At 70.4% G+C, this 25,424-nt stretch carries 24 protein-coding genes; 14 read left to right on the top strand and 10 right to left on the bottom strand.

The features are described from left to right. The first annotated feature begins 38 nt into the window (after positions 1-38). The gene (locus EDD27_RS02790) at positions 39-938 is read left to right on the top strand and encodes a DMT family transporter (protein ID WP_277750822.1); all 900 of its coding nucleotides are present in this window, start codon (positions 39-41) and stop codon (positions 936-938) included. On the opposite strand, the gene EDD27_RS02795 is transcribed toward EDD27_RS02790, so the two are convergent. From EDD27_RS02795 to EDD27_RS02820, 6 genes are all read right to left on the bottom strand, one after another. Then, complete coding sequence (locus tag EDD27_RS02795; RefSeq protein WP_127930927.1) at positions 875-1,267, bottom strand: Fur family transcriptional regulator; 393 nt, start codon at positions 1,265-1,267, stop codon at positions 875-877. The genes EDD27_RS02790 and EDD27_RS02795 overlap by 64 nt on opposite strands. Beyond that, positions 1,264-2,130, bottom strand: a complete 867-nt coding sequence (locus EDD27_RS02800; RefSeq protein ID WP_241564773.1) for a metal ABC transporter permease — start codon at positions 2,128-2,130, stop codon at positions 1,264-1,266. The genes EDD27_RS02795 and EDD27_RS02800 overlap by 4 nt, the downstream gene beginning before the upstream one ends. Next, positions 2,130-2,909, bottom strand: coding sequence for a metal ABC transporter ATP-binding protein (locus tag EDD27_RS02805; RefSeq protein WP_127930929.1), 780 nt, complete (start codon positions 2,907-2,909; stop codon positions 2,130-2,132). Before EDD27_RS02805 ends, EDD27_RS02800 begins: the two co-directional genes overlap by 1 nt. Then, entirely contained in the window at positions 2,906-3,880 is a 975-nt protein-coding gene (locus tag EDD27_RS02810; protein WP_127930930.1) for a metal ABC transporter substrate-binding protein, read from the bottom strand. The genes EDD27_RS02805 and EDD27_RS02810 overlap by 4 nt, the downstream gene beginning before the upstream one ends. Before the next feature lie 215 nt (positions 3,881-4,095). After that, entirely contained in the window at positions 4,096-4,833 is a 738-nt protein-coding gene (locus EDD27_RS55230) for a formate dehydrogenase accessory sulfurtransferase FdhD (RefSeq protein ID WP_127930931.1), read from the bottom strand. A gap of 38 nt (positions 4,834-4,871) precedes the next feature. Then, entirely contained in the window at positions 4,872-5,849 is a 978-nt protein-coding gene (locus EDD27_RS02820; RefSeq protein ID WP_127930932.1) for a 2-dehydropantoate 2-reductase, read from the bottom strand. Positions 5,850-6,060: 211 nt separating this feature from the next. On the opposite strand from EDD27_RS02820, the gene EDD27_RS02825 reads away from it, so the two are divergent. The 7 genes from EDD27_RS02825 (at position 6,061) to EDD27_RS02855 (ending at position 15,476) form a co-directional block, all read left to right on the top strand. Continuing rightward, positions 6,061-7,275: a molybdopterin molybdotransferase MoeA gene (locus EDD27_RS02825; RefSeq protein WP_127940449.1), complete on the top strand. Its 1,215-nt coding sequence runs from the start codon at positions 6,061-6,063 to the stop codon at positions 7,273-7,275. 90 nt (positions 7,276-7,365) lie between these two features. After that, a complete protein-coding gene (locus EDD27_RS02830) occupies positions 7,366-9,036 on the top strand; it encodes a thiamine pyrophosphate-binding protein (protein ID WP_127930933.1) in 1,671 nt (556 codons plus the stop codon). Between the two features lie 14 nt (positions 9,037-9,050). After that, entirely contained in the window at positions 9,051-10,274 is a 1,224-nt protein-coding gene (frc, locus tag EDD27_RS02835) for a formyl-CoA transferase (RefSeq protein ID WP_127930934.1), read from the top strand. A 3-nt stretch (positions 10,275-10,277) separates the two neighbouring features. Next, entirely contained in the window at positions 10,278-12,386 is a 2,109-nt protein-coding gene (locus EDD27_RS02840; protein WP_241563832.1) for an acetate--CoA ligase family protein, read from the top strand. Between the two features lie 230 nt (positions 12,387-12,616). Next, positions 12,617-14,023 (top strand): Nramp family divalent metal transporter, encoded by a 1,407-nt coding sequence (locus EDD27_RS02845; RefSeq protein WP_127930936.1) that lies wholly within the window; start codon positions 12,617-12,619, stop codon positions 14,021-14,023. Next, the gene (locus tag EDD27_RS02850; protein ID WP_127930937.1) at positions 14,023-14,511 is read left to right on the top strand and encodes a hypothetical protein; all 489 of its coding nucleotides are present in this window, start codon (positions 14,023-14,025) and stop codon (positions 14,509-14,511) included. The genes EDD27_RS02845 and EDD27_RS02850 overlap by 1 nt, the downstream gene beginning before the upstream one ends. Continuing rightward, positions 14,508-15,476 (top strand): TerC family protein, encoded by a 969-nt coding sequence (locus EDD27_RS02855; RefSeq protein WP_127930938.1) that lies wholly within the window; start codon positions 14,508-14,510, stop codon positions 15,474-15,476. The genes EDD27_RS02850 and EDD27_RS02855 overlap by 4 nt, the downstream gene beginning before the upstream one ends. Positions 15,477-15,516: 40 nt before the next feature. Here EDD27_RS02855 and EDD27_RS02860 read toward each other — a convergent pair whose 3' ends face one another. The 3 genes from EDD27_RS02860 to EDD27_RS02870 all read right to left on the bottom strand — a co-directional run bounded on the left by EDD27_RS02860 (position 15,517) and on the right by EDD27_RS02870 (position 17,957). Then, complete coding sequence (locus EDD27_RS02860; protein WP_127930939.1) at positions 15,517-15,699, bottom strand: hypothetical protein; 183 nt, start codon at positions 15,697-15,699, stop codon at positions 15,517-15,519. 84 nt (positions 15,700-15,783) lie between these two features. Continuing rightward, positions 15,784-16,527, bottom strand: a complete 744-nt coding sequence (locus tag EDD27_RS02865; RefSeq protein ID WP_127940450.1) for a GntR family transcriptional regulator — start codon at positions 16,525-16,527, stop codon at positions 15,784-15,786. A 92-nt stretch (positions 16,528-16,619) separates the two neighbouring features. After that, complete coding sequence (locus EDD27_RS02870; RefSeq protein ID WP_127930940.1) at positions 16,620-17,957, bottom strand: MFS transporter; 1,338 nt, start codon at positions 17,955-17,957, stop codon at positions 16,620-16,622. A gap of 90 nt (positions 17,958-18,047) precedes the next feature. Here EDD27_RS02870 and sucC point away from each other — a divergent pair, with 90 nt between their 5' ends. The 6 genes from sucC to EDD27_RS02900 all read left to right on the top strand — a co-directional run bounded on the left by sucC (position 18,048) and on the right by EDD27_RS02900 (position 25,007). Then, a complete protein-coding gene (gene sucC / locus EDD27_RS02875; protein WP_127930941.1) occupies positions 18,048-19,178 on the top strand; it encodes an ADP-forming succinate--CoA ligase subunit beta in 1,131 nt (376 codons plus the stop codon). A 1-nt stretch (position 19,179) separates the two neighbouring features. Next, on the top strand, positions 19,180-20,061 hold the full coding sequence (gene sucD, locus EDD27_RS02880; protein ID WP_127930942.1) for a succinate--CoA ligase subunit alpha: 882 nt from the start codon (positions 19,180-19,182) through the stop codon (positions 20,059-20,061). Continuing rightward, the gene (locus EDD27_RS02885) at positions 20,058-20,822 is read left to right on the top strand and encodes a hydroxypyruvate isomerase family protein (protein ID WP_127930943.1); all 765 of its coding nucleotides are present in this window, start codon (positions 20,058-20,060) and stop codon (positions 20,820-20,822) included. The genes sucD and EDD27_RS02885 overlap by 4 nt, the downstream gene beginning before the upstream one ends. Next, positions 20,819-21,679: a 2-hydroxy-3-oxopropionate reductase gene (locus tag EDD27_RS02890; RefSeq protein ID WP_127930944.1), complete on the top strand. Its 861-nt coding sequence runs from the start codon at positions 20,819-20,821 to the stop codon at positions 21,677-21,679. The genes EDD27_RS02885 and EDD27_RS02890 overlap by 4 nt, the downstream gene beginning before the upstream one ends. Positions 21,680-21,762: 83 nt before the next feature. Then, complete coding sequence (gene gcl / locus EDD27_RS02895) at positions 21,763-23,466, top strand: glyoxylate carboligase (RefSeq protein WP_127930945.1); 1,704 nt, start codon at positions 21,763-21,765, stop codon at positions 23,464-23,466. A gap of 11 nt (positions 23,467-23,477) precedes the next feature. Beyond that, entirely contained in the window at positions 23,478-25,007 is a 1,530-nt protein-coding gene (locus tag EDD27_RS02900; protein ID WP_127930946.1) for an aldehyde dehydrogenase family protein, read from the top strand. Here the strand turns inward: EDD27_RS02900 and EDD27_RS02905 are convergent. Then, positions 25,004-25,348, bottom strand: a complete 345-nt coding sequence (locus EDD27_RS02905; RefSeq protein WP_127930947.1) for a DUF6703 family protein — start codon at positions 25,346-25,348, stop codon at positions 25,004-25,006. The genes EDD27_RS02900 and EDD27_RS02905 overlap by 4 nt on opposite strands. Between the last annotated feature and the right edge of the window lie 76 nt (positions 25,349-25,424).

Consider the following 25,424-nt stretch of genomic DNA (forward strand, 5'->3'; position numbering starts at 1 on the left):
GGCATCGGGGGGTTTCTGTGAGTGCACATCGCCGTATCGTGCTGATCGCGATCGTGGGCGCGCTCGTCATCTCCACCTCCGGTCCCTTGGTCCGGCTCTCCGATGTATCCCCGGCGACGTCTGCGTTGTTCCGATGTGCATACGCCATCCCACCCATGCTGATCCTGGCCTGGCTGGAGCGGCGCAGGCTCGGGCCGTTGCCACGCAGGGCCCTGATACCAGCCTGGCTCGCCGGCGGGCTTTTCGCGCTCGACCTGCTGTTCTGGCATCACGCCATCGACTACGTGGGTGCCGGGCTGGCCACCGTGCTGGGGAATCTCCAGGTGTTCATCGTGGCGTTCGCGGCGTGGGCCTTGTTCAAGGAGCGGCCGTCCACACGGTTGATGGTGGCGACGCCCGTGGTGTTCGCCGGGGTGGTGCTGATCTCCGGGGTGTTCGACAGCGCCGCGTACGGCAGCGATCCGGTCATGGGGGTGCTCGCCGGAGTCGCCACGTCCATCGCGTACGCGGCGTTCTTGTTGTTGATGAAGGGCGGCTCCGACCGGGCGGCGGGGCCGCTGGCGCACGCGACCGTGGTCGCAACCGTGATGATCGCGGTGCTCAGCCCGCTGTTCGGGGGTGCCGACTTCGTGCCGAGCTGGCCGGCGCACGGGTGGCTGCTCGTCCTCGCGCTGGGGCCCCAGGTGCTGGGGTGGTCGCTGATCACGTTCTCGCTGCCGCGGCAGCCGGCCGCGCTCACCGCGTTGTTGCTGCTCATCCAGCCCATGACGACCGTGGCGCTGTCCGCGATGGCGCTCGGCGAGCGGCCGTCGGCGTGGCAACTGGCCGGCTGTGCGGTGATCGTGCTCGGCGTCCTGTACGGCTCCCGCCGCGCTCAGCCGCTCTTGGCCGGCGCCGAGGAGCATGAGGAGCAGGTGCCGAAGACCTCGACCGTGTGAGTGATCTCGGTGAAGCCGTGCTCACCGCCGACCGCTTCGGCCCAGCGCTCGACCGCGGGCCCGGCCACCTCGACGGTGCGCCCGCAGCGGCGGCACACCAGGTGGTGGTGATGGGCCTCACTGGCGCACGCGCGGTAGACGGACTCGCCCTCGTCGGTGCGGAGCACATCGACCTCGCCCCTGTCGGCCAGCGCCTGCAGAGCCCGGTAGACGGTGGTCAGGCCGATCTTGGCGCCGTGCAGGCGCATCTCGGCATAGACGTCCTGCGCGCTGCGGAAACCCTCGCTCCTGCGGAGGGTGTCGTGCACGGCATCGCGCCTCGTCGTCATGCGACCTCCTCGACGCGCATCCTTGGGCTCACTCTCGACTCCTCGTTGCGGCCTCGCCGTACGAATTTACCGACACCGAGGGCAAGGACGAAGCCGGCTAGAGCAAGAAGCACGATAGCGGCACCGGGCGGCACTTTGGTCGACACGGTCGAGGCCAGCAGCCCGCCGACCGAGGCGAGCACCCCGAACACCATGGCCAGCGCCATCGTCGTACGGAATCCACGGGTCAGCTGCTGGCTGGTGGCCACCGGGATCACCATGAGCGCGCTGACCAGCAGCAGCCCCACCACCCGCATGGCGATGACGACGGTGAGCGCGGCCGTGACGGCGATGAGCAGGCTGAGGAAACGCACCGGCAGCCCGCTGGCCCTGGCCATCTCCTCGTCCTGGCAGAGCACGAACAGCTCCCTGCCGAAGATCACGACCACCCCGATGACGGCGGCGGCCAGCGCGGCGATGACCCAGATGTCCAGCGGTGTGACGCTGGCGATGGCGCCGAACAGGTAGGAGTTCAGCTTGGCGTTGCTGCCGCCCGGCGCGATGGCCATGAGCATGACGCCGCCCGCGATCCCCCCGTAGAACAGCAGCGCCAGCGCGACGTCACCGCTCGTCCGCCCGCGCGCCCTGACCAGCTCGATGGCCACGGCCCCGGCGACGGACACGAGCACGGCGGTCAGCACCGGTGCCGAGCCGGTCAGGAAGCCGAGCGCCACGCCGGTCAGCGCCACGTGGCCGATGCCGTCGCCGAGCAGCGCCAGCCGGCGCTGCACGATGAACGTTCCCACGGCAGGCGCGCAGAGCCCCACCAGCAGCGCCGCGACGAGCGCGAGCTGGAAGAGTTGCTCCTGCAGAAGCTCGAAGATCACCTTGGTTCCCCCTGCCACCCGGTGAGCGGCCCCCCGACGGGCTCCACGGCGTGCGGATGCTGATGCTCGTGGCCCGGCCGCGCGCACTCGCCCTCCGGGCGCGGCGGGCGGCCGTCGTGGGCGATGACGCCGTCACGGATCACCACGCCGCGCGTGATGATCGGCTCCAGCGGGCCGAGCTCGTGCGCGACCAGCACCACGGTCTTGCCGTCGAGCACCAGCCGGGACAGCGTGGCGGCGAGCAGTTGCTGCGTTCCCGCGTCCACGCCGGCGGTGGGCTCGTCCATCACGTACGTGTCCGGCTCCCCGGCCAGCGCACGGGCGATGAGCACACGCTGCTGCTGGCCGCCCGACAACGACTGGACGGGGTCACTGGCACGGTCGGTCAGCCTGACGGCCTCCAGCGCCTCGGCCACGGCCGTCTTGTCGGCCGCGTTGGTCCGGCGCAGCCGGCGTTGCCTGGCCACGCGGCCCGAGGCCACGACCTCGCGGACGGTGGCGGGCACGCCGCCGCCGACGTGGAGCCGTTGCGGCACGTAGCCGATGCGCCACCAGTCACGGAATCTGCTGGGCGGCGAGCCGTAGATCAGAGTCGTGCCGCCGCTCAGCGGCGTGAGCCCGAGCAGTGCGCGTACCAGCGTCGACTTGCCCGAGCCGTTGGCGCCCAGCAGGGCCACGACCTCCCCGCGACAGACGGTCAGGTCGATTCCCCGGAGGATGGGCTTGCCATCGTAGGAGACCTGGCCGCCGGTCATCGAGAAGGCCGTTTCGCTCATGCCGTACACCCCAGTGCTGTTTGTAGGGTTTTGAGGTTATCGCGCATGGCGGACAGGTAGTCGCCCGAGGGCTTGCTCTCGAGCGGGTCGAGCACGGCGGTCTTGGCGCCGACCTGGCTGGCGAGCACCTCGGCCACCTTCGGGCTGACGAGAGCCTCGGTGAAGATCGTGGTCACGCCCTCGGCCTTGGCGACCTTGGCGACCTCGGACAGGCGGGCGGGGGAGGGCTCGGTCTCGGGGTCGAGCGTGATGCCGACCTGCTTGAGCTTGTAGCGGTCCGCCAGGTAGCCGAACGCCTCGTGCGCGGTGACGATCGTCTTGCTCTTGCACGTGGTCAGGCCCTTGGTGAACTCCTGGTCCAGCGTGCCGAGCGCGGCCGCCGTCTGGGCGGCGCGGTCCTTGTACGCCTGCGCGTGCGTGGCGTCCGTGGCGGCCAGGCGCTCGCCGAGCTTGGTGGCGACGGTGGCCAGGCGGGACGGGTCGAGCCAGATGTGCGGGTCGTAGCCGGCCTCCTCGTGGCCGTGCTCCTCCTCGGCGTGACCCTCTTCCTCGGCGTGGCCCTCTTCCTCGGCGTGCTCGCCGGCCGGGAGCGTGGTGACGGCGGTGGCGGCGTCGAAGCTCTTGTCCGGGGTCACGGCGTCGTCGACAGCCGGCTGGACGCCCTTGATGTAGACGGTGAGCGCGGCGTTCTGGATGTCGGACACCTGCTTGAGGCCCAGCTCCAGATCGTGCGGCTCGATGCCGGGGGCGGTCAGTGTGGTGAGCTGGACGTCGGGTCCCCCGACCTGCTCAGTCACCCACTGGAGCGGATAGAACGCGGCGACCACCTCGGGCTTGGCGCCCGAAGCGGAAGTCTGGGCCGAACCGGAAGCGGTGGTTTCGGCCGCGCCGGATCCGCAGGCGGCAGTGGTGAGCAGCGCGGCTCCGGCCAGCAAACCGGCAGCACGCGACCGGGAAAATCCTGACATCATGTGAGTCAGTATGCGCCAAAATGAAAACGGTTGTCAAAATCCGGGCGCGCACGATCCCGGCGACGGCGTGTGGCGACCGAGCCTGCCTCACGGAGTGAGGCCGATGAACACGGCGCAGCGGGGATGCCGGACGGCGTACCGGGGGCTAAGCGGACGCCGTCCGGTGAGCCGCATCAACGCGGCCCACCGCACGTGACGTGCGGCATCCCGCTCCGTCACCCCGGTAGGCGCGCGCCGGCAGAGCCATTGCCGGCGCCCGAGGTGAGGTCCAGCCGCCGCTCGCCCGCGTAGACGTTCATCGAGGTGCCGCGCAGGAACCCGATGAGCGTCAGCCCTTCCTCGGAGGCGAGTTCCGCCGCCAGCGAGGACGGCGCGGAGACGGCGGCGAGCACCGGCACGCCACCCATGACCGCCTTCTGCACCAGTTCGAACGACGCCCGCCCGGACACCATCAGCACGGTGCCGCGCAGCACGTTGAGCCCCAGCCACAGGTCGTCCCACTGGGCGGTGCCGGTGCGGCGCGGGTCGACGGCGAACATGCGCACGCCGTTGTGGATGCCCTTCAACACGTGCTGAAAGAAGATGGGGTGGGCGTTGCGGGCCGCCGAACCCCACATCACCATGACGTCAGTGTCCTCGACCTCCTGATAGGAGGAGGTGCCGCCGCCGCTGCCGAACACCGCCGACAGCCCCGCCACGCTGGGCGCGTGACAGGTGCGGTTGCAAGAGTCCACGTTGTTGGTTCCGATCACCACGCGGGTGAACTTCTGCCCGATGTAGTTCATCTCGTTGGTGGAGCGAGCGCACGACAACATCGCGAAGCTGTCGGGCCCGTGCTCGGCGACGTTGCGGCGGAAGCTCTCGGCCGCTCGTTCCAGCGCCTCTTCCCGTGTCGCCCGGCGCAGCACGCCGTTCTCACGCACCAGTGGATGGGTCAGGCGGCCATAGCTCACGATCCCTCCATTCTGTATACAGGCTACGGTATGCCGAACTAAACCACGCGGACAAGGTTCTCGTTGAGCAGGTCGCTCACCGCGTGGATGGCGCGCAGCGTCGGGACCTCGGCGCCGGTCAGGTCGGCCAGCTCGACCACTGCCGCGAGCAGCACGTCGAGCTCCAGTGGCTTGCCCTTCTCCAGGTCCTGGAGTGTGGACGTCTTGTGCTCGCCCGCTTTCTCCGCGCCCCTCAGCCGGCGCTCGATGGAGATCCCCGGATCGCAGCCCACCCGCCTGGCCACGTCCACCGTCTCCTGCATCATGGCCACGACCAGCTCCCTGGCGCCGTCGTGGCGGCAGATCCCGGCCATCGTCGCCCTGGCCAGCGCGCTGATCGGGTTGAAGGCGATGTTGCCCATGAGTTTGATCCACACGTCGCGGCGCAGGTCGCGCTCGACGGGGCACTTGAGGCCCCCGCTGATCGCGGCCTGGCTGAAGGACAGGCACCGCTCGCTCAGCTCGCCGTTCGGCTCGCCGATGGAGAAGCGGGTGCCTTCCAGGTGGCGGATCACGCCTGGACGCTCGATCTCGGTGGCGGCGTACACGACGCAGCCGATGGCTCGGTGCAGGGGGAGCGCGGCCGTCACCGCGCCGCCCGGGTCGACGCTCTCGATGCGGTAGCCCTCGTAGGGGCCCTTGAGCCCGTGGAAATACCACCACGGGATGCCGTTCTGCGCGGCGATGATGCTCGTGGTCTCGTGCAGAAGCGGCTGGATCATGGGGCCGGCCGAGGCGTAACTGTTCGCCTTGAGGCCCAGGAAGACGTGGTCCACCGGCCCGACCTCGGTGGGGTCGTCGGTGGCATGGGGGTGGGCGGTGAAATCGCCCCTGGGGGTGAGCACCCGCACACCGGCGCGACGTATGGCCTGCAGGTGCTCGCCTCTCGCGATGAGGTGCACCTCGACTCCCGCCCTGTGGAGGGCGGCCCCCACGTATGCGCCGATGGCGCCGGCGCCAAGAACAGCGACCTTCATGCTCGCGCTCCGTTCTCGCGTCGGATTGTAGGGAGGGGTCCGTCACCTGCGGTGGGCCGCTGAACGCGGCCCACCGGTAAGTGCGGAATCCGCTACCTGCGATGACCCGTCTGGACGCTGGGCCATCGTGCATTCGGTATACAGTATGGAAAAACGCGGGTCAAGAAGTGTGCCGGTGACCGTTGTGCGGCATGGACCAGTGGTGGAAGCAATGTCATGGGAGGCCGCGCGGGTCGTGGCGGCCGGCGCGGCCCGCCCGCTCGGGCCGTTGTCGGTGCCGTTGTCAGAGGCGCTGGGATGCCGGTTGGCGGCGCCCTTGACGGCGCTTGTGGCGATGCCGGGCGTGGACGTGGCGGCGATGGACGGCTACGCGGTGGCGGGGGACGGCCCGTGGCGGGTGGTGGGGCATGTCCTGGCCGGGGGCACGTTTCACCCGGGCGAGTTGCGGGCGGGGGAGGCGGTGGAGATCGCCACCGGAGCCCCGGCGCCGGCGGGGGCCGAGGCGGTGCTGCCCTACGAGCAGGCGGACGTGGGGCCGCCGCACACCGGGCCCGTGACGGTGCCGCGGATGCGGGCGGCGCACGGCGTGCCCGCAGAGGTGTGGGTGGACGGGCCCGCCGAGCCGGGCCGCCACATCCGGCGGCGCGGTGAGGACATCGCCGAGGGCGCCGTGGTGCTGGGAACGGGCGCGGTGGTGACGCCGGTCGCGCTCGGCCTGGCCGCCGCCCTGGGCCATGACGAGCTGCTGGTACGGCCCAAGCCGCGCGTGACGGTCCTGGTCACGGGAGACGAGGTCGTGCAGCACGGGCTGCCGGGGCCAGGCCGGGTGCGCGACGCGATCGGCCCGTTCCTGCCGGGCCTGGTGGAGTGGGCCGGAGGTCGCGTGACCGGCGGCGTCCGGCTGCCCGATGGCGCCGCCCCGCTCCGTGCCGCGCTTGCCGCCTCGGCTGACGTCATCGTGGTGTGCGGGGCCTCGTCCAAAGGGCCCGCCGATCATCTCCGCGCCGTGCTCGGCGACCTCGACGCCGACGTCTTCGTCGACGGCGTCGCCGTGCGGCCCGGGCACCCGCAACTGCTCGCCCGCCTCCCGGGCGGCGCGCTGGTGGCCGGCCTGCCGGGCAATCCCTTCGCGGCGCTGGCGGCCTCACTCACCCTGCTCGCCCCGATCCTGCACGGTCTCGCCGGGAGGAGAGGGGGCGCCTCGTCACGGCCAGTGGAGACCAGCGCGCTGGCCGGGACCGTGCGAGCGCATCCCCGCGACACCCGCCTCGTGCCGGTCAGGAGAACCGGCCGGGGAGCCGTTCCCGTTGGGCACGACGGGCCGGGATCGCTCTGGGGAGCGGCGCTGGCCGAGGCCCTGGCCGTGGTCCCTCCGGGGTGGTCCGGCGAGCAGGTGGAGCTGATCGAGTTGCCCCCAGGGGACTAGACAGGCCGATCGGGGCGGAGTAACTATTGCCTTCATACGGTATGCAGTATGCGGAAGACAGCGAGCTTCGTCGCCGGAAAGGGTGGCACAATGTCGGAAACGATCTCTGGCGGTCATCTCGTAGCCAAGGCACTCAAAGCCGAGGGCGTGGACGTGATCTACACGCTCTGCGGCGGCCACATCATCGACATCTACGACGGCTGTGTCGATGAGGGCATCGAGGTCATCGACGTACGCCATGAGCAGGTGGCCGCGCACGCCGCCGACGGCTACGCCCGTATCACCGGCAAGCCCGGTTGCGCGGTCGTCACCGCCGGACCCGGCACGACCGACGCGGTGACCGGCGTGGCCAACGCTTTCCGCGCGGAGAGCCCGATGTTGCTCATCGGCGGCCAGGGCGCGCTGAGCCAGCACAAGATGGGCTCACTCCAGGACCTGCCGCACGTGGACATGATGACCCCGATCACCAAGTTCGCCGCCACGGTGCCCAGCACGGAGCGGGTGGCGGACATCGTGTCCATGGCCTTCCGCGAGTGCTACCACGGCGCGCCCGGCCCCTCCTTCCTGGAGATCCCGCGTGACGTGCTCGACGCGAAGGTGCCCCTGGAGAAGGCACGCATCCCCAAGGCGGGGCACTACCGGGCCTCCACCAAGCAGCAGGGCGACCCCGAGGCGATCGAGCGGCTCGCCGACCTCCTGGCGCACGCCGAGAAGCCGTGCATCCTGCTCGGGAGCCAGGTATGGACGTGCCGGGCGACCGACGCCGCCATCGACTTCGTCCGGGCCCTGAACGTGCCCGCGTACATGAACGGCTCGGGCCGCGGCACGCTCCCGCCCGGCGACCCGCACCACTTCCAGCTCAGCCGCAGGTACGCCTTCACCGAGGCGGACCTGATCATCATCGTCGGCACCCCGTTCGACTTCAGGATGGGCTACGGCAAGCGGCTCTCGCCGACCGCGACCGTCGTGCAGATCGACCTCGACTACCGCACCGTCGGCAAGAACCGGGACATCGACCTGGGCATCGTGGGCGACGCCGGCCTCATCCTCGCCGCGGCCGCCCAGGCCGCCAGCGGCCGCATCGGCGACGCCGCCGCCAAGCGCAAGGCGTGGATGGACGAGCTGCGCGCGGTCGAGACGCAGGCGTACGAGAAGCGGCTGCCCCGCCAGCTGTCCGGCGCCCAGCCCATCGACCCGTACCGGCTCGTGCACGAGATCAACGAGTTCCTCACCGAGGACACGATCTACATCGGCGACGGCGGCGACATCGTCACCTTCTCCGGCCAGGTCGTGCAGCCCAAGTCGCCCGGCCACTGGATGGATCCGGGCCCGCTCGGCACGCTCGGCGTCGGCATGGCCTTCGCGATGGCCGCCAAGCAGGCGCGGCGCGACAAGGAGGTGCTGTGCCTGTTCGGCGACGGCGCCTTCAGCCTGACCGGCTGGGACTTCGAGACCATGGTCCGCTTCGACCTGCCGTTCATCGGCGTCATCGGCAACAACTCGTCCATGAACCAGATCAGGTACGGCCAGGCCGCCAAGTACGGCGAGGACCGTGCCCGGGTCGGCAACACGCTCGGCGACATCCGCTACGGCGACTTCGCCAAGCTCCTCGGCGGCTACGGCGAGGAGGTGCGCGACCCGGCCGAGATCCGCCCCGCGCTGGAGCGGGCCAGGGAGTCGGGCAAGCCCTCGCTGATCAACGTCTGGGTCGACCCAGAGGTCTACGCCCCCGGAACCATGAACCAGACCATGTACAAGTAGGGGAGCCTCCGAACATGAAGGCACTCGAAGGTGTCCGCGTCCTCGACATGACCCACGTCCAGTCCGGCCCGTCCGCCACCCAGCTGCTCGCCTGGCTGGGCGCGGACGTGGTCAAGCTGGAGGCGCCGACCGGCGACATCACCCGGCAGCAGCTGCGTGACGTGCCCGGCGTCGACAGCCTCTACTTCACGATGCTCAACTGCAACAAGCGCAGCATCACGCTCAACATGAAGAGCGAGCGCGGCAAGGAGATCTTCACCGACCTGGTGAAGAGCGCCGACATCCTGGTGGAGAACTTCGGCCCCGGTGCGGTGGACCGCATGGGCTTCCCCTGGGAGCGCCTCCAGGAACTGAACCCCCGCCTCATCTACGCCTCGATCAAGGGCTTCGGCCACGGCCGGTACGCCAAGTTCAAGGCGTACGAGGTGATCGCCCAGGCGATGGGCGGCTCGATGAGCACCACCGGCTTCGAGGAGGGCCCGCCGCTGGCCACCGGCGCGCAGATCGGCGACTCCGGCACCGGCATCCACGCGGTCGCCGGCATCCTGGCCGCCCTCTACCAGCGCGAGCAGACCGGCCGCGGGCAGCGGGTGCAGGTGGCCATGCAGCACGCCGTGCTGAACCTGTGCCGCGTGAAGCTCCGCGACCAGCAGCGCCTCGCGCACGGGCCGCTGCGTGAATACCCGAACAAGACCTTCGGCGACGAGGTGCCCCGCTCCGGCAACGCCAGCGGCGGCGGCCAGCCGGGCTGGGCGGTGCGCTGCGCGCCCGGCGGCCCGAACGACTACATCTACGTGATCGTCCAGCCGGTCGGCTGGAAGCCGATCGCGAGCATCATCGGCCGCCCCGAGCTGGCCGACGACCCCGAGTGGGCGACGCCGGAGGCACGGCTGTCGAAGCTGGACAAGATGTTCCAGCTCATCGAGGAGTGGACGATCCGCCACGACAAGTGGACGGTCCTCGACCGGCTCAACGCCGAGAACATCCCGTGCGGGCCGATCCTGTCGACCAAGGAGCTGGTGGAGGACGCGTCGCTGCGTGACGAGGGCATCGTCGTGACGGTCGACCATCCCGAGCGCGGCGAGTTCGTGACGGTCGGCAGCCCGCTGCAGCTGTCGGACTCGCCGGTCGAGGTCCGCACCCCGCCCCTGCTCGGCGAGCACAACCTGGAGATTTTCGGCGAGCTCGGCGTGAGCGCGGACGAGCTTGCCGAACTCAAGACGAACGGAGTCATCTAAGTGGTGCGCGACATCATCGACAAGGCGCTCGCCGAAGGGCGCACCGCCCTGACGGCTCCCGAAGGACGGCTGATCTGTGAGGCCTACGGCATCGCCACCCCGGGTGAAGGCCTGGCCACCTCGGCGGCCGAGGCGGCGGAGATCGCGGAGAAGATCGGGCTGCCGGTCGTCCTGAAGATCGTCTCGCCCGACATCCTGCACAAGACGGACGCCGGCGGCGTGCTGGTCGGGCTCAAGACCGCCGACGAGGTGCGGCAGGGCTACGACACGATCCTGGCCAACGCGCGCGCCTACAACCCCGACGCGAAAATCGACGGCATCCAGGTGCAGCAGCTGATCGGTGGCGGCCACGAGGTCATCGTCGGCGCCGTCACCGACCCGACCTTCGGCAAGGTCGTCGCCTTCGGCCTGGGCGGTGTCCTGGTTGAAGTACTTAAGGACGTGACCTTCCGGCTTGCCCCGCTTTCGGGTGATGATGCCCTTGGGATGCTCGACGACATCAGAGCGGCGGAGGTGCTGCGGGGTGCCCGTGGTGCCCAGCCCGCGAACCGGGAGGCACTCGCGGGGCTCATCGAGCGCGTCGGCAGGCTCGTGAGCGACTTCCCCGAGATCGCCGAGGTGGACCTCAACCCGGTCTTCGCCGACGCGAACGGCGCGGTCGCCGCCGACGTGCGCATCCTCATCGGCGAGAAGCCGGCCGAGGTCGCCCGGCTGCCGCGCGAGGAGATCCTGCGGCAGATGACGCGGATCTTCAAGCCGCGCTCGGTCGCCGTGATCGGCGCCTCCGCCGAGAACGGCAAGATCGGCAACTCGGTCATGCGCAACCTCATCAACGGCGGCTACAAGGGGCAGATCTTCCCGATCAACCCCAAGGCCGACGAGATCATGGGGCTGCCCGCGTACAAGAGCATCTCCGATGTGCCGGGCGACGTGGACGTGGCCGTCTTCGCCATCCCGGCCAAGTTCGTGGCGGCGGCGCTTGAGGAGGTGGGGAAGAAGGGCGTGGCCGGCGCGGTCATGATCCCGTCCGGCTTCGCCGAGACCGGGAACGTCGAGGGCCAGAAGGAGATCGTGGAGATCGCCAAACGGCACGGCGTGCGCATGCTCGGCCCGAACATCTACGGCTACTACTACACGCCGGAGAACCTCTGCGCGACGTTCTGCACCCCGTACGACGTCCGGGGCAGCGTGGCGCTGACCTCGCAGAGCGGCGGCATCGGCATGGCCATCCTGGGCTTCAGCCGCACCACCAAGATGGGCGTCTCGGCCATCGTCGGCGTCGGCAACAAGGCCGACGTGGACGAGGACGACCTGCTGACGTTCTTCGAGCAGGACGACAACACCAAGGCCGTCGCCATGCACCTGGAGGACCTCAAGGACGGGCGCGGCTTCGTCGATGCCGCCCGCCGCGTGGTCAAGGAGAAGCCGGTCATCGTGCTCAAGGCCGGACGCACCGCGATGGGCGCGCGGGCGGCCGGATCCCACACGGGCGCACTGGCCGGCGACGACAAGGTGTACGACGACATCCTCCGCCAGGCCGGCGTGGTGCGCGCACCCGGGCTCAACGACATGCTCGAGTACGCCCGCGCGCTGCCCGTCCTGCCGGCGCCGAAGGGCGAGAACGTCGTCATCATCACCGGGGCGGGCGGCTCGGGCGTGCTGCTGTCGGACGCCATCGTGGACGCCGGGCTGACGCTCATGGAGATCCCGCCCGACCTGGACACCGCCTTCCGCGCCTACATCCCGCCGTTCGGCGCGGCGGGCAATCCCATCGACATCACCGGCGGCGAGCCGCCCTCGACGTACGAGAACACGGTCCGCCTGGGTCTGGCCGACGAGCGCATCCACGCGCTGGTCCTGGGCTACTGGCACACGATCGTGACGCCGCCGATGGTCTTCGCCGAACTGATCGCCCGGGTGGTGGCGGAGGAGAAGGAAAAGGGCAACGTCAAGCCGGTCGTGGCGTCGCTGGCCGGCGACACCGAAGTTGAGGAGGCCTGCGAGTACCTGTTCGAGCATGGCGTGGTCGCGTACCCGTACACGACGGAGAAGCCCGTTGCGGTCCTCGGTGCCAAGTACCGCTGGGCCAGGGCTGCCGGATTGCTGCGCTAGAGCCAAGCGTGGAGCGATGGAGCTCGGGGCGAGAGAGCGAAGCCAACGAGTCCCGAAGCGGTCGCGACCGTTAGCGCAGCTGATCAGGCAAAAGGGGGCTAATTCGGGGCGCACGAGGAAGTAACAACCCCCCAGGAGGTCCGTAGGTGGACACATCGAACACACCGCCGGCGACTGCCACGCCGCCGGTTGAGGATGAACGAGTATGGAAAGCGGGCCGGCTCGAGCCGATGCCCATCAGGAAGCTCCCCGACGCACCACCGTCGGTGCACATTCTCGGGCCGACGGTCTTCCTCGTCGCGCTGGGCGTGGGCATGGGCGAGTCGTACATGTGGCCCAGGCTGGTGCTGCTGTTCGGGCCCGAGATCAGATGGTTGTTCCTGATCGGCGTGACCCTGCAGGCCGTGGTCATGCTGGAGATGGCGCGCTACGCCATGGCCACGGGGGAGAGCATCTTCTCCGGCGCGGCCCGGGTGTTCAAACCGCTGATGTGGTTCTTCTTCATCGTCGCGATCGCCGTCTACATCTGGCCGGGACACCTGTCGGCGGGCGCGGCGGCGTTCGAGGAGATAACCGGGATCCCCTGGGTGGTGACCGCGGTCATCGGACTCATCCTGGTCGGCGTGGTCTTCAGCCTGGCCAAGGTGATCTACAACGTGCTCGAGAACGTGTTGTCGCTGCTCATCGGCGCACTGGTGCTCGGCACCGCGGTGGTGGCGGCCATGGTCGGCTCCTGGGGCGACGTGGCCAACACGATCACCGGGATGTTCGCCATCGGCTACCTGCCGCCGGAGGCCATGTCGGCCGCCTGGTTCCCGGTGATCGTGGGGGCGTGCGCGTTCGCCGGTCCTTCGGGCATGCAGCAGATGTGGTACACGCTGCACCTGCGTGACTCCGGGGCCGGCATGGGCGCGCACATGCCCAAGGTGCGCGGGCTGCGGCACGCGGGCGAGCAAGAGGCCATGCCCTCGCGCGGCTTCATGTTCGACACCGAGGACCCGGCCGAGATGGCCAAGTGGAAGGGCTGGCGGCGCTGGGTCACGTTCGACGCGTTGCTGCTGTTCTGGGGCATCACCATGCTGGTCACGATCTCCTTCACGGTGATCGCGCAGGCGGCGGCGCGGCAGAACCCGGGCGTGCGAGAGGTCATCCAGGGTGACGACCGGGAGGTGGCGCTCACCGCCATGGCCGACGCCGTCTCCTCGGCAGGCAGCTCCGTGCTCGGCACGGTCTTCCTCGGGTTCATCGCGCTGATCGGCCTGAACGCGACGCTGGGGCTCTTCGACTCCTTCTCGCGGGGCCAGGCCGATATGACCTACAACTTCGTGCCAGGGGCGAAGAAGCTGCGTATGTCGCACTTGTACGCGGGCTTCCTCTGGGGCGTGATCATATTCGGCATCCTGATCCTGCTCTTCGGGCCGGCTGACGGGCCCAGCGGGATCCTGGACACGCTGGCGTTCCTGTCGACGTTCGCGATGGGCGCGTACTGCGTGACGCTGCTCCTGGTGAACAACCGCATGTTGCCCAAACCGATCAGGCCCAAGTGGTGGACCAACGTGATCATCGGGTTCGGCGCGGTGTTCTACCTCGGCATGCTGTTCTACAGCCTGTTCGCCTTCGGCGTGGTCGTGGGCTGATGGACGGACGGCACAGCATCGAGCTCGCCCTGCCAGGGGCGTCCATCGGAGCCGTCGCCGGTGCCATGGCCGGTGGGCTGACCCTGTTCGCGGGGGTGCCCACTGGTCTGGCCACGCTGTCCGCACTGGCGCTCGCCGTGCCGCTCGCCGTCTTCGGCGGGCTGTACGGCGTGCTGCTCGGGCACGGCGTGTTCCGGCCGGGGACCTTCGGGCCCGCCGGCCTGTACTGGATGGCGGCCTTCCCCCTGTCCCGGCTGCTCCAGGAGAGCGTGGCCGGGATCGGCATGGCCGACGGCGTCTTCGGCTTCCTCGCCTACCAGGCGATGGTGGCACTCGGATTCGCCATCGGCTTCGTCTGGATGCACGAACGGCTCATGCCGCACTGGCTGCTGCGCCGCGCGGGCGCCAACCCGCGCGCTGAGGCGCTGCTCGGCCTCTACGTGCAGTACGCCCAGGCCCTGCGGGCGAGGAAGGGAGCAAAGCGTTGAACCTGCCCGTCTGGGTCTGGATGGCCACGATCGGCGGATTCGGTCTCATCCTGGCGCTCGACTTCTGGCTGGTGGCCCGCAACCCGCGCGAGCCGTCCTTCAAGGAATGCGTGGGCTGGGTGTCGTTCTACGTCGGCCTGGCCGTCGCGTTCGGCATCGGCCTGCTGGTGGTCTCGGGACCGGGGCACGGCGGGGAGTTCTTCGCCGGCTGGATCACCGAGTATTCGCTCAGCGTGGACAACCTGTTCGTCTTCCTGCTGATCATGAGCCGGTTCCGCGTGCCCCGGCAGTATCGCCAGAAGGTGCTGCTCATCGGCATCGTCCTGGCGCTGGTCATGCGGGGCGCGTTCATCGCGGCCGGGGCCGAGGCGGTCGCCAGGTTCGACTGGCTGTTCTACGTGTTCGGCGCCTTCCTCGTCTACACCGCGTGGAAGCTGATCGGCCACGAGGAGGAAGAGGCGGAGTTCTCCGAGAACATCGCCCTGCGCACGGTGCGGCGGGTGCTCCCGACCACGGACACCTACCACGGCGCGAAGCTGACCGTGCACCTCGGCCGAAGGATGGTGACCCCGATGCTGATCGTGATGGTCGCCATCGGGACCACGGACCTGCTGTTCGCGCTCGACTCCATCCCGGCCATCTTCGGCCTCACCAAGGAGCCCTACCTGGTGTTCACCGCCAACGCCTTCGCCCTGATGGGGCTGCGGCAACTCTTCTTCCTCATCGGCGGCCTGCTGGATCGGCTCGTCTACCTGAGCAAGGGGTTGTCGGTGGTGCTGGCCTTCATCGGGGTGAAGCTCATCCTGGAGGCGCTGCACCACGACGGCCTGTCATGGGCTCCGGAGATCCCGATCCTGGTGTCTCTCGGCGTCATCGTCGGCACTCTCGCCGTCACCACGGTGCTGAGCCTGATGAAGTCGGCACGCGATGCCAAGAAGAAGGAGTCCGTTTCCGCAGATCGCTGACCACGCCGCGGTGGGGGGCTGGTGCGGCCCCTGCCGCGGCTCAGCGCTTCGGCGTCTTGCGCACGTCGTGCTCGGCGGCCCACTGCCGCAGGTAACGCTCTGCGTCGTCGGCCGAGTAGTGCTTTCTGAGCGCTGCGCTCAGGCCGATGCCGATCGCCCGGCCGTCTGCTGCCTGGCCCGGGGGATCACCAAGGAGAAAGCGAATGAACGCCTTCACGGTCATGCACCTCCTATCCATGTAGCTCCACCCTCTACCCGAGGTGTTTCGGAGCATGTCGATTCTTGTGAACGCCAGATCAACCCGCCGTCATCCCGCCTGCTGGGCGCGCGAACGGCGGCGGCGCACCGGCTTCGGGGCGGGCTGGACCGGCTCGTTCTCCCGCTGCTCCATGTAGGAGACGCGGGTGTGCTCGGTGTGCTCGCGCATGATCTTCGCGGCGCGGTGCTCGTCGCCGGCCTCGATGGCGTCGATCAACGCCGTGTGCTCCTCCCACGAGGCCATGCCACGCTGGCGGGCCACCGGCGTGTGATACCACCGCACCCGCCTGGCCACCTGGCTGGCCAGCTCGGCCAGCACCTTGTTGCCGGACAGCGCGGTCACCAGGGCGTGCAGCTCCGAGTTGGTGGCCACGGCGCCGTCCACGTCGTCGGACCGCACCGCCGCGATGCCGCGCGCGCACAGGGCACGCAGCCGCTGCACGCCGTCCTCGCCGGCGTTCTTCGCCGCCAGCCTCGCGGATTCGGTCTCCAGCAGCGCACGCACGGCGAGCAGCTGATCGGCTTCCTCTACCGTGGGTACATGCACGAACGCGCCCTGGCCGGGGTGCAGGTCGACCCAGCCCTCACCGCTGAGCTGCTGCAGCGCCTCGCGAACCGGCTGCCTGGACACGCCGAGGAGAGCGGCCAGCTCACTCTCGACCAGGTGCTGGCCGGGCTTGAGCTGGCCGGAGACGATGAGCTCCTGTATGGCCTCGATGACGCTCTCCCGGAGCGTGGCGGGACGCTGAATCTTGGTGGCCGCCGTCTGACCGGCCTGATCCGACAGCAACATGGTCACGTCTCCAGGGGCTGCGTGGTTTAACGGTTTTTCGTCGACTGCCTACAGCATACCGTTCGCTGGGTGACCCCGGCTGGTGAACCTCGTCACAAGGGGATCGTGGCGGGCAGGCCAGGAATACGCAGGCGCGGGGTGGCCAGGGCCGGCAGCGCGGCCAGCGCGGCGGCGGTCAGCAGGGCGGCCACGGGCATGCTGAGGGCGAGCAGCGCCAGTGCCACGGCGCCGAGCCCGGCGAGGGCCTTGGCGCTGTAGACCACCGCGTGGATCTCGCCCGCCCGCTCGACCCCGAAGAACTCGCGCACCAGGCTGGCGAGCAGCGGGTAGAACGCCCCGCCGCCCACCCCGGCCGCGACGACGCCCAGCCACAGCAGCACCCCGCCGCCTGCCCCGCTCTCGGCCGTCGCCCCCGCTCCGTGGCCGGCTGATGTCATGGCCGCGCCCGCGGGGACCGGTCCGGCGCGCATCGCGGCGGCGGCCAGCAGGACCTGGCCGAGGGCGAGGGCGCCCAAGACGGCGGCGAGCACCCGCCGGCGGCCGAAGAGCTCCGAGCACCGCATCGCCAGCGACCGGCTCGTGCCGTTCAGCGCCACCAGCAGAGCCACCGCGGCCCACGACCCCGTGCCGGCCACCACGATCACGTCGAACACCGACACCGCGCCCGCGCACGTCAGGATGAGGGCGAGCGCCGGCAACGTCCGCGTGCGCAACGCCTGGGGCAGCAGGAACTGCTTGGCCGCCTCCGGAGTGACGCGCAGCCGGGCCGCGTCCAGGGCGTGCGTGCGCGGGTCCACGTCGTCGGGCCACCACAACGCCGGGGCCGGCCGCAGATGCCGCGCCGCGGCGCCGATGACGGCCACCGCGACGACCGCGGCGACCACGAAGGCGGCGGACGTCGCTCCAGGGGCGATCCCCGCCCACACCACCAGTGGCACCGCGCCGTACCCGAAGGCGCCGGTGATGAGCCCGACCCGGGCGGCGGGCCGCTCCGGGTACCAGGAGGAGATCACCTCACCGCACACCCCGTAGACCAGGCCCGCGCCCAGCCCGCCGAGCAATGCGTAACCGACGAGGGCCGCCGGCCCGCCGCCTGTGAGCAGGGACGACATGCCGCCGCCCGGGAGTGCGGCGGCGGCCAGGCCGACGCCGCTCAGCACGGCTCCGGCGGCCAGCGCCGTGCGGACGTCGAGGCGGCCCCGCCGGACCAGGTGGAGCGCGGGCAACGCGCCTGCGGCCTGGCAGGCGATCCAGACGGCCAGGAGGGTCAACCCGGCGGCCTGCTGGGCGAGAAGCGCGGCGTAGCCGTACTGGAGCGGGCTGATGGCCGCCATGGCGCCCCAGGCGAGCCAGAACATGCGGGTGCGGTCGGCCGGAACGGGCCCAGGAAGGTACGCCCGCCCCCGCCAGTCCTTGATTGCATTCTCCATACTGTATGGAATATCCACAAAGCCCGAGCCCTGTCGAGACCCTAGACGGAGAATACTCCATACGGTATACCGTAGACAAAGGAGGCTCGAATGGACCTGTACGAGTACCAGGCGAAGGAGCTCTTCGGGCGTCACGGGATCCCGATCCCGGCAGGCAAAGTAGCGGCCACCCCGGCCGAGGCCGGCGCGATCGCGGCCGAGCTGAACACGCCCGTTGTCATCAAAGCCCAGGTGAAGACCGGTGGACGGGGCAAAGCAGGCGGGATCAGACCGGCGGCGGGGCCGGTCTCGGCCGAGCAGGAGGCCGCCCGCGTGCTCGGGATGGACATCAAGGGCCACGTAGCCCGCCGCGTGCTGGTCGAGGCGGCGACCGTGCCCTTCGAGGAGTATTACGCGGCCTTCCTGGTGGACCGCGCCGAAGGCGGCTTCCTGGCGATGGTGTCAGGGCAGGGCGGCATGGAGATCGAGGAGCTGGCGGCGACCGACCCCGACGCCATCGTGAAACTGCCGATCGACCCGGTGACGGGCGTTGACGCGGACACCGCGCGGCTGCTGGCGAGCAAGGCAGGCCTGCCGGAGCAGGCGGCCGGCGCGCTGGAGCGGCTGTGGGAGGTGCTGGTCGAAGAGGACGCGCTGCTGGTCGAGGTCAACCCGCTGATCTGCACGACCGATCAGCGCATCGTGGCGCTCGACGGCAAGGTGACCCTCGACGACAACGCGTTCTTCCGGCACGCCTGGGAGTACGCCGAACCTGCGGACAGCTTGGAAGACCGGGCCAGGGCCAAGGGGCTGAACTACGTCAAGCTCGACGGCCGGGTCGGTGTCATCGGCAACGGCGCGGGCCTGGTCATGAGCACCCTCGACGTGGTGGCCGGGGCCGGGGCCGCGCCCGCGAACTTCCTGGACATCGGTGGCGGCGCGTCCGCCCAGGTCATGGCCGACGGGCTGGAGATCATCCTGGCCGATCCGGACGTGCGCTCGGTGCTGGTCAACGTCTTCGGCGGCATCACCGCCTGCGACGCCGTCGCCAACGGCATCGTGACCGCACTCGAGCTCCTGGGCGAGCGCGGCCACGCCCGGCCCATCGTCGTACGGCTGGACGGCAACAACGCGGAAGTGGGGCGGCGCATTCTCAGCGAGGCCCGGCACCCGGCCGTCCGTCAGGTCTCCACCATGGACGGCGCCGCCGAGACGGCGGCCAGACTCGCGGCAGGTGCGTGAGATGGCGATCTTTCTGACCAAGGACAGCCGGGTGCTCGTGCAGGGCATGACGGGCGCGGAGGGCACCAGGCACACGGCCCGCATGCTGGCCGCCGGCACCGACGTCGTGGCCGGGGTGACCCCGGGCAAGGGCGGGCGGTCGGTGGACTTCGGCGAGCGGACGGTGCCGGTGTTCGGATCCGTGGCCGAGGCGATGGCCGAGACCGGGGCGGACGTGTCGGTGGTGTTCGTGCCGCCGCGGTTCACCGGAGGCGCCGTGGAGGAGGCGGTGGCGGCGGGTGTGCCGCTGTGCGTGGTGATCACTGAGGGCGTCCCGGTGCACGACGCGGTACGGTTCCGCGCCCTCGCGAACGGACGTACCCGGATCATCGGCCCCAACTGCCCCGGCCTGATCAGCCCCGGGCAGTCCTCGGCCGGGATCATCCCCGCCGACATCACCTCGGCCGGCCGCATCGGCCTGGTCTCCAAGTCCGGCACGCTCACCTACCAGCTCATGTACGAGCTCCGCGACCTCGGCTTCTCCACCGCCGTCGGCATCGGCGGCGACCCCGTCGTCGGGACCACCCACATCGACTGCCTGCGGGCGTTCCAGGACGACCCGGGCACCGACGCCATCGTGATGATCGGTGAGATCGGCGGCGACGCCGAGGAACGGGCGGCGGCCTACATCGCCGGCCACGTCACCAAGCCCGTGGTGGCCTACGTCGCCGGCTTCACCGCGCCGGAGGGCAAGACCATGGGGCACGCGGGCGCGATCGTGTCCGGCTCCTCCGGCACCGCGCAGGCCAAGAAGGAGGCCCTGGAGGCGGTCGGGGTGCGGGTCGGGCGGACCCCGTCGGAGACGGCCCGTCTCATGCGCTCAGCGTTGGCAGGTGGCTCGTGAGATTCGATGTCAACCTGTCCATACTCTTCACCGACCTGCCGTTGGGGGAGCGCCCTGCCGCAGCGGCAAAGAATGGATTCGACGCCGTCGAGTTGTGGTGGCCGTTCGACGGCCCGGACCCGACCGGCACGGAGCTGGCGGCTCTCCGCGAGGCCATCGAGGACGCCGGGGTGCGGCTCGTCGGGCTGAACTTCGACGCCGGCGACATGGCCGCGGGCGAGCGCGGCCTGCTGGCCAGGCCGGACGGCTCCGCCCGGTTCCAGGCCGGCATCGACGCCGCCGTGCGGCTGGCCGGCGAGCTGGGCTGCGGGGTGCTCAACGCCCTGTACGGCAACGGCCCGGACACCGACAGGGACCTGGCCGTGGCGAACCTCCGCAGGGCGGCGGACGCGGCGGCCGGCATCGGCGCGACCGTGGTGGTCGAGGCGCTCAATTCCCACGAGAACCCGAAATATCCGATCACGTCGTCGCAGGCGGCGTTCGAGCTGATCGACGAGGTGGACCGGGAGAACGTGGCCTTCCTGGCCGACCTCTACCACCTGCACCGGATGGGCGAGGACGTGCTCGCGCTCATCGACCGGCACTGCGCACGGTTCGGCCACGTGCAGATCGCCGACGACCCCGGCAGGGGCCGGCCGGGGAGCGGGCGGATGCCGTACCCGGAGATCTTGGCGCGGCTGGAGGCCGCGGGCTATCGGGGTCACGTCGGCCTGGAGTACCGGCACGAGGGGCCGGGCGCGTTCGACTGGAGGGACGGATGAACATCGGGTTCGTCGGCTTGGGGATCATGGGCAGCCCGATGGCGGCCAACCTCCTTAAAGCCGGACATGTCGTGACCGGATATGACGTGAGCGCCGAGCGCCTCGACCAGCTCGCCGGCCTGGGCGGCAAGGGCGCGTCGAGCGTGGTCGAGACGGTCGGCGGCGCGGACGTCGTGATCACCATGCTGCCCGACTCGCCGCAGGTCGAGGAGGTCGCGCCGCTCGTCATCGAGTACGCCCGCCCCAACCTCCTCTACATCGACATGAGCACGATCAAGCCGGAGACCTCTCGGTGGGTGGCGCGGCAGGCGGCGGCCGTCGGCGTACGGGCCGTGGACGCCCCGGTCAGCGGCGGCGAGCGCGGTGCGATCGGCGGCACCCTCTCGATCATGGTCGGCGGCGAGCCCGAGCACGTCGAGGCGGCCCGGCCGATCCTGTCGACGCTCGGCACGACCGTCGTGCACGTCGGCCCGGCCGGCGCCGGGCAGACCGTGAAGGCCGCCAACCAGCTCGTCGTCGGGGGCATCTACGGGCTGGTGTCGGAGGCGATCGTGCTGCTGGAGGCGTCCGGCGTGGACCCGGCGGCCGGGCTCGACGTGCTCGCCGGCGGCCTGGCCGGCTCCAGAATCCTGGAGCTCAAGCGGCACACCATGGTCAAGCGCGAGTTCACCCCCGGATTCCGCATCGACCTGCATCACAAGGACATGGGCATCGCCGTCGCCGCAGCCCGCGAGGCCGGGATCAGCCTGCCGCTCACCGGGCAGGTCGCCCAGCTCGTGGCCGCGGCCAGGGCGCAGGGCCACGGCTCGCTCGACCACTCCGCCCTGCTCAAGGTCGTCGAAAGGCTCAACAAGTGAACGAGCGCAGCGAGAGAGCCAGAAGCACAGCAAGCTCGCCTTTTACAGGCGACGAAGGAGCTCGTGGAAGGCGCATTCCTTGCATGGAGGCCGTGGTGGCGGTGCTGGAGTCGGAGGGGGTGGACACCGTCTTCGGCATCCCCGGGGCGGCCATCCTGCCGCTCTACGCCGCGCTCCAGCACAGCTCGATCCGCCACATCACGGTACGCCACGAGGAGGGCGGCACCCACGCCGCCGACGGCTGGGCCAGGGTGACGGGGAACGTCGGCGTCTGCATCGGCACGTCCGGCCCCGCCGGCACCAACATGATCACCGGCCTCTACACCGCCATGGCCGACTCGATCCCCATGATCTGCGTCACCGGCCAGGCCGCGACCTCCAAGCTGCACCAGGAGGCGTTCCAGGCGGTCGACATCGTGGAGATCGCACGGCCGGTGACCAAATGGGCGGTGCAGCTCAAGGAGCCCGCCCAGGCGCCCTGGGTGTTCAGGGAGGCGTTCAGGATCGCGCGGTCCGGGCGGCCCGGGCCCGTGCTCATCGACCTGCCGATCGACGTGCAGCGCGGCACCTGCCTGTACGACCGGGACCTGGACGCGCCGCTGCCCGTCGAGGTGCCCCGGCCGCTGCCCAGGGCGGTGAGCGCGGCGGTGGACATGTTGTCGGCGGCCAGGCGGCCGATCATCCTGGCCGGCGGCGGGGTGATCATCGCGGACGCGACCGAGGAACTGCGCGCGCTGGCCGAGCACCTGCAGGTGCCGGTGCAGGTGACGCTCATGGGCAAGGGCGCCTTCCCGGAGGACCACCCGCTGTTCGCCGGCATGGCGGGCATCCAGACCCAGACGCGGTGGGGCAACGCCGCGTTCCTGGAGAGCGACCTGGTCCTGGCCGTGGGGGCGCGCTTCGGGGACCGGCACACCGGTGACCTGGACGTCTACCGCAGGGGACGGAAGTTCATCCACGTGGACATCGAGCCCATGCAGATCGGCCGGGTCTTCGAGCCCGACCTGGGGATCGTCGGGCACGCCCAGCCGGTGCTGGCGGAGTTGCTGGAGCAGGCACGCCGCCGTACCGGCAGGAAGGATCCGGGCACGTGGGTGCGCAAGGTCGCCGAGCTGCGCCGCACGATGGGGCGGCGCGACGACTTCGACGACGTGCCGATCAAGCCGCCACGGGTGTTCAAGGAGATCAACGAGTTCTTCGACCGGGACACGACGTTCGTCACCGCGATCGGGCTCTACCAGATCTGGTCCGGCCAGTTCCAGACGACCTACCTGCCGCGCCGCTACCTGGTGTGCGGGCAGGCCGGGCCGCTGGGCTGGGAGGTGCCGGCCGCCATGGGCGTCAAGTGCGCCCATCCCGAGCGGCAGGTCGTGGCCGTCGTGGGGGACTACTCCTTCCAGTTCCTCATGGAGGAGGTGGCGGTCGCGGCCCAGTACCGCATCCCGTTCGTCATCGTCATGATCAACAACGAGTACCTGGGGCTGATCAGGCAGGCCGAGCTCCCGTACGGCATGAACTACGCCGTGGACCTGCACTACGGCGAGGGCGGCATCGACCACGTCAAGGCCATGGAGGCGTTCGGGTGCCCGGCCCGCCGGGTGGAGGTGCCCGGGGACCTGCGGGACGCGCTGGCCTGGGCGTCGGCCGAGGCGGCGCGCGAGCGGCTGCCGGTCCTGGTGGAGGTGATGGTCGAGCGCGAGGCCAACGCCGCCATGGGGCCCTCGCTGGAAGCGATCAAGGAGTTCGAGCCGCTGCCCGAGCTCATCACCGCCGACTGGTCCGACTGAGGAGGACGCACATGCGGCTCAAGCCGGGTACGGCCTGGCCCGACGCTTACGACCGCTGCTGCTCGGTCGCGCCGGAGGCGTTCCACGACGACAGGGTGCTCAACCACTGGGGCGGCATCTGGCACCGCGACGGACGCCCGGTGCCGGGCTTCTCGCCCCTGGACGGCACCGCCATCGCCGGTCTGCCGAGGCTCGACCGAGCCGGCGCCGGCCGGGCGGTGTCGGGCGCCGTCGAGGAGCACCTGCGCTGGCGGCACCTGCCGCTCGCCGAGCGCAAGGCCATGGTCTCGGCCGCCGTCGAATCCATGGCGGCCCATCGCGACCTGCTGGCCCTGCTGCTGGTCTGGGAGATCGGCAAACCGTGGAAGACGGCCTGCGCCGACGTGGACCGCTGCCTGGACGGGGTCCGGTGGTATGTGGCGGAGATCGACCGTATGGTCGCCGGTCGCATGCCGCTGCCCGGGCCGGTCAGCAACATCGCCAGCTGGAACTACCCGATGAGCGTGCTCATGCACGCCATGCTCGTGCAGGCGCTGGCCGGCAACGCGGTCGTCGCCAAGACCCCCACGGACGGCGGTCTGTGCTGCCTCACGCTGGCCTGCGCGCTCGCCGTGCGGGAAGGGCTGCCGTTCACGCTGGTCAGCGGGGGCGGCTCGGAGTTGTCGCCGGTGCTGGTGGCGGGACGCTCGCTCGGATGTGTGTCGTTCGTGGGCGGCAGGAGCGCCGGCGCGAAGGTCGCCACGTCCGTGGCCGACCACGGGCGGCGGCATGTGCTGGAGCAGGAGGGGCTCAACTGCTGGGGCGTGTGGGAGTACGGCGACTGGGACCTGCTCACCCGGCAGATCCGGGCCTCGTTCGACTACGCCAAGCAGCGTTGCACGGCCTACCCGCGGTTCGTGGTGCAGCGATCGTTGTTCCACGAGTTCCTGCGGGCCTACTTGGCGGCGGTCGGATCGCTCCGCTTCGGGCACCCGCTCGCGGTCGCGGACCCGGACGACCCGCTGCCTGAACTGGACTTCGGCCCGCTGATCAACGCCTCGAAGGCCAAGGAACTGGCCGACCAGGTGGACGAGGCCATCGCGCGGGGCGGCGTGCCGGTGCACCGGGCGTCGCTGGCCGCCGGACATTTCCTGCCGGGGCAGGATATTTCGGCCTACTTCGCCCCGACGGCCCTTCTCAACCCGCCGCCCTCTTCCCCCCTCCACCACGCCGAGCCCTTCGGCCCGGTCGACACGATCGTGCTGGTGGACACGGAAGCGGAGCTGCTGGCCGCCATGAACGCCAGCAACGGCGCCCTCGTCGCCACCCTGTCCTGCGACGAGGAGGAGACCTTCGACCGGCTGGCCCCCGAAGTGCGCGCCTTCAAGGTCGGCCACAACCGGCCACGCTCACGAGGCGACCGCGAGGAGCTCTTCGGCGGCCTCGGCGCCTCCTGGCGCGGCGCCTTCGTCGGCGGCGACCTCCTGGTCAGGGCCGTGACCACGGGCCCGGACGGCGAACGCCTCCCGGGCAACTTCCCCCACTACACCCTGCTGCCCTAAATAAGGCCGAAGCGGGTCGCCGCGAGCAACACCAGAAAGGTCATCATGGCGACCCGCAACACCTTCCCGCTGACGCGCAACGACGGCCACGACAGGTACGCCAGCCACACCACGAACGCCAGCACGACCAGCGCCGCCACTCCGCCCAGCGGATTGGTCACGGCGAACCCGACCAGCAGCAGGACCACCAGCAGCACGGGGGGCACCCACCGGGGCACCTGCGTGAACAGGTAGGTCATCGGCGCCGCGCTCCGCTGCTCGACGGCCTTGCGCAGGCCGGTCGCGCCCGGCGTGAAGAACCGCTCCCCCTGGGGGAGCGGGCGCTTGTTGTTCGCAGCCACGCCCCGAGCCTACGGGACCGCGGCGCGGTCACGAACGGCTTCGCCGTCACAGGACACGGCTTCGATGTCACAGGAC

Source organism: Nonomuraea polychroma (assembly GCF_004011505.1).
GTDB classification, from domain to species: Bacteria; Actinomycetota; Actinomycetes; order Streptosporangiales; family Streptosporangiaceae; genus Nonomuraea; species Nonomuraea polychroma.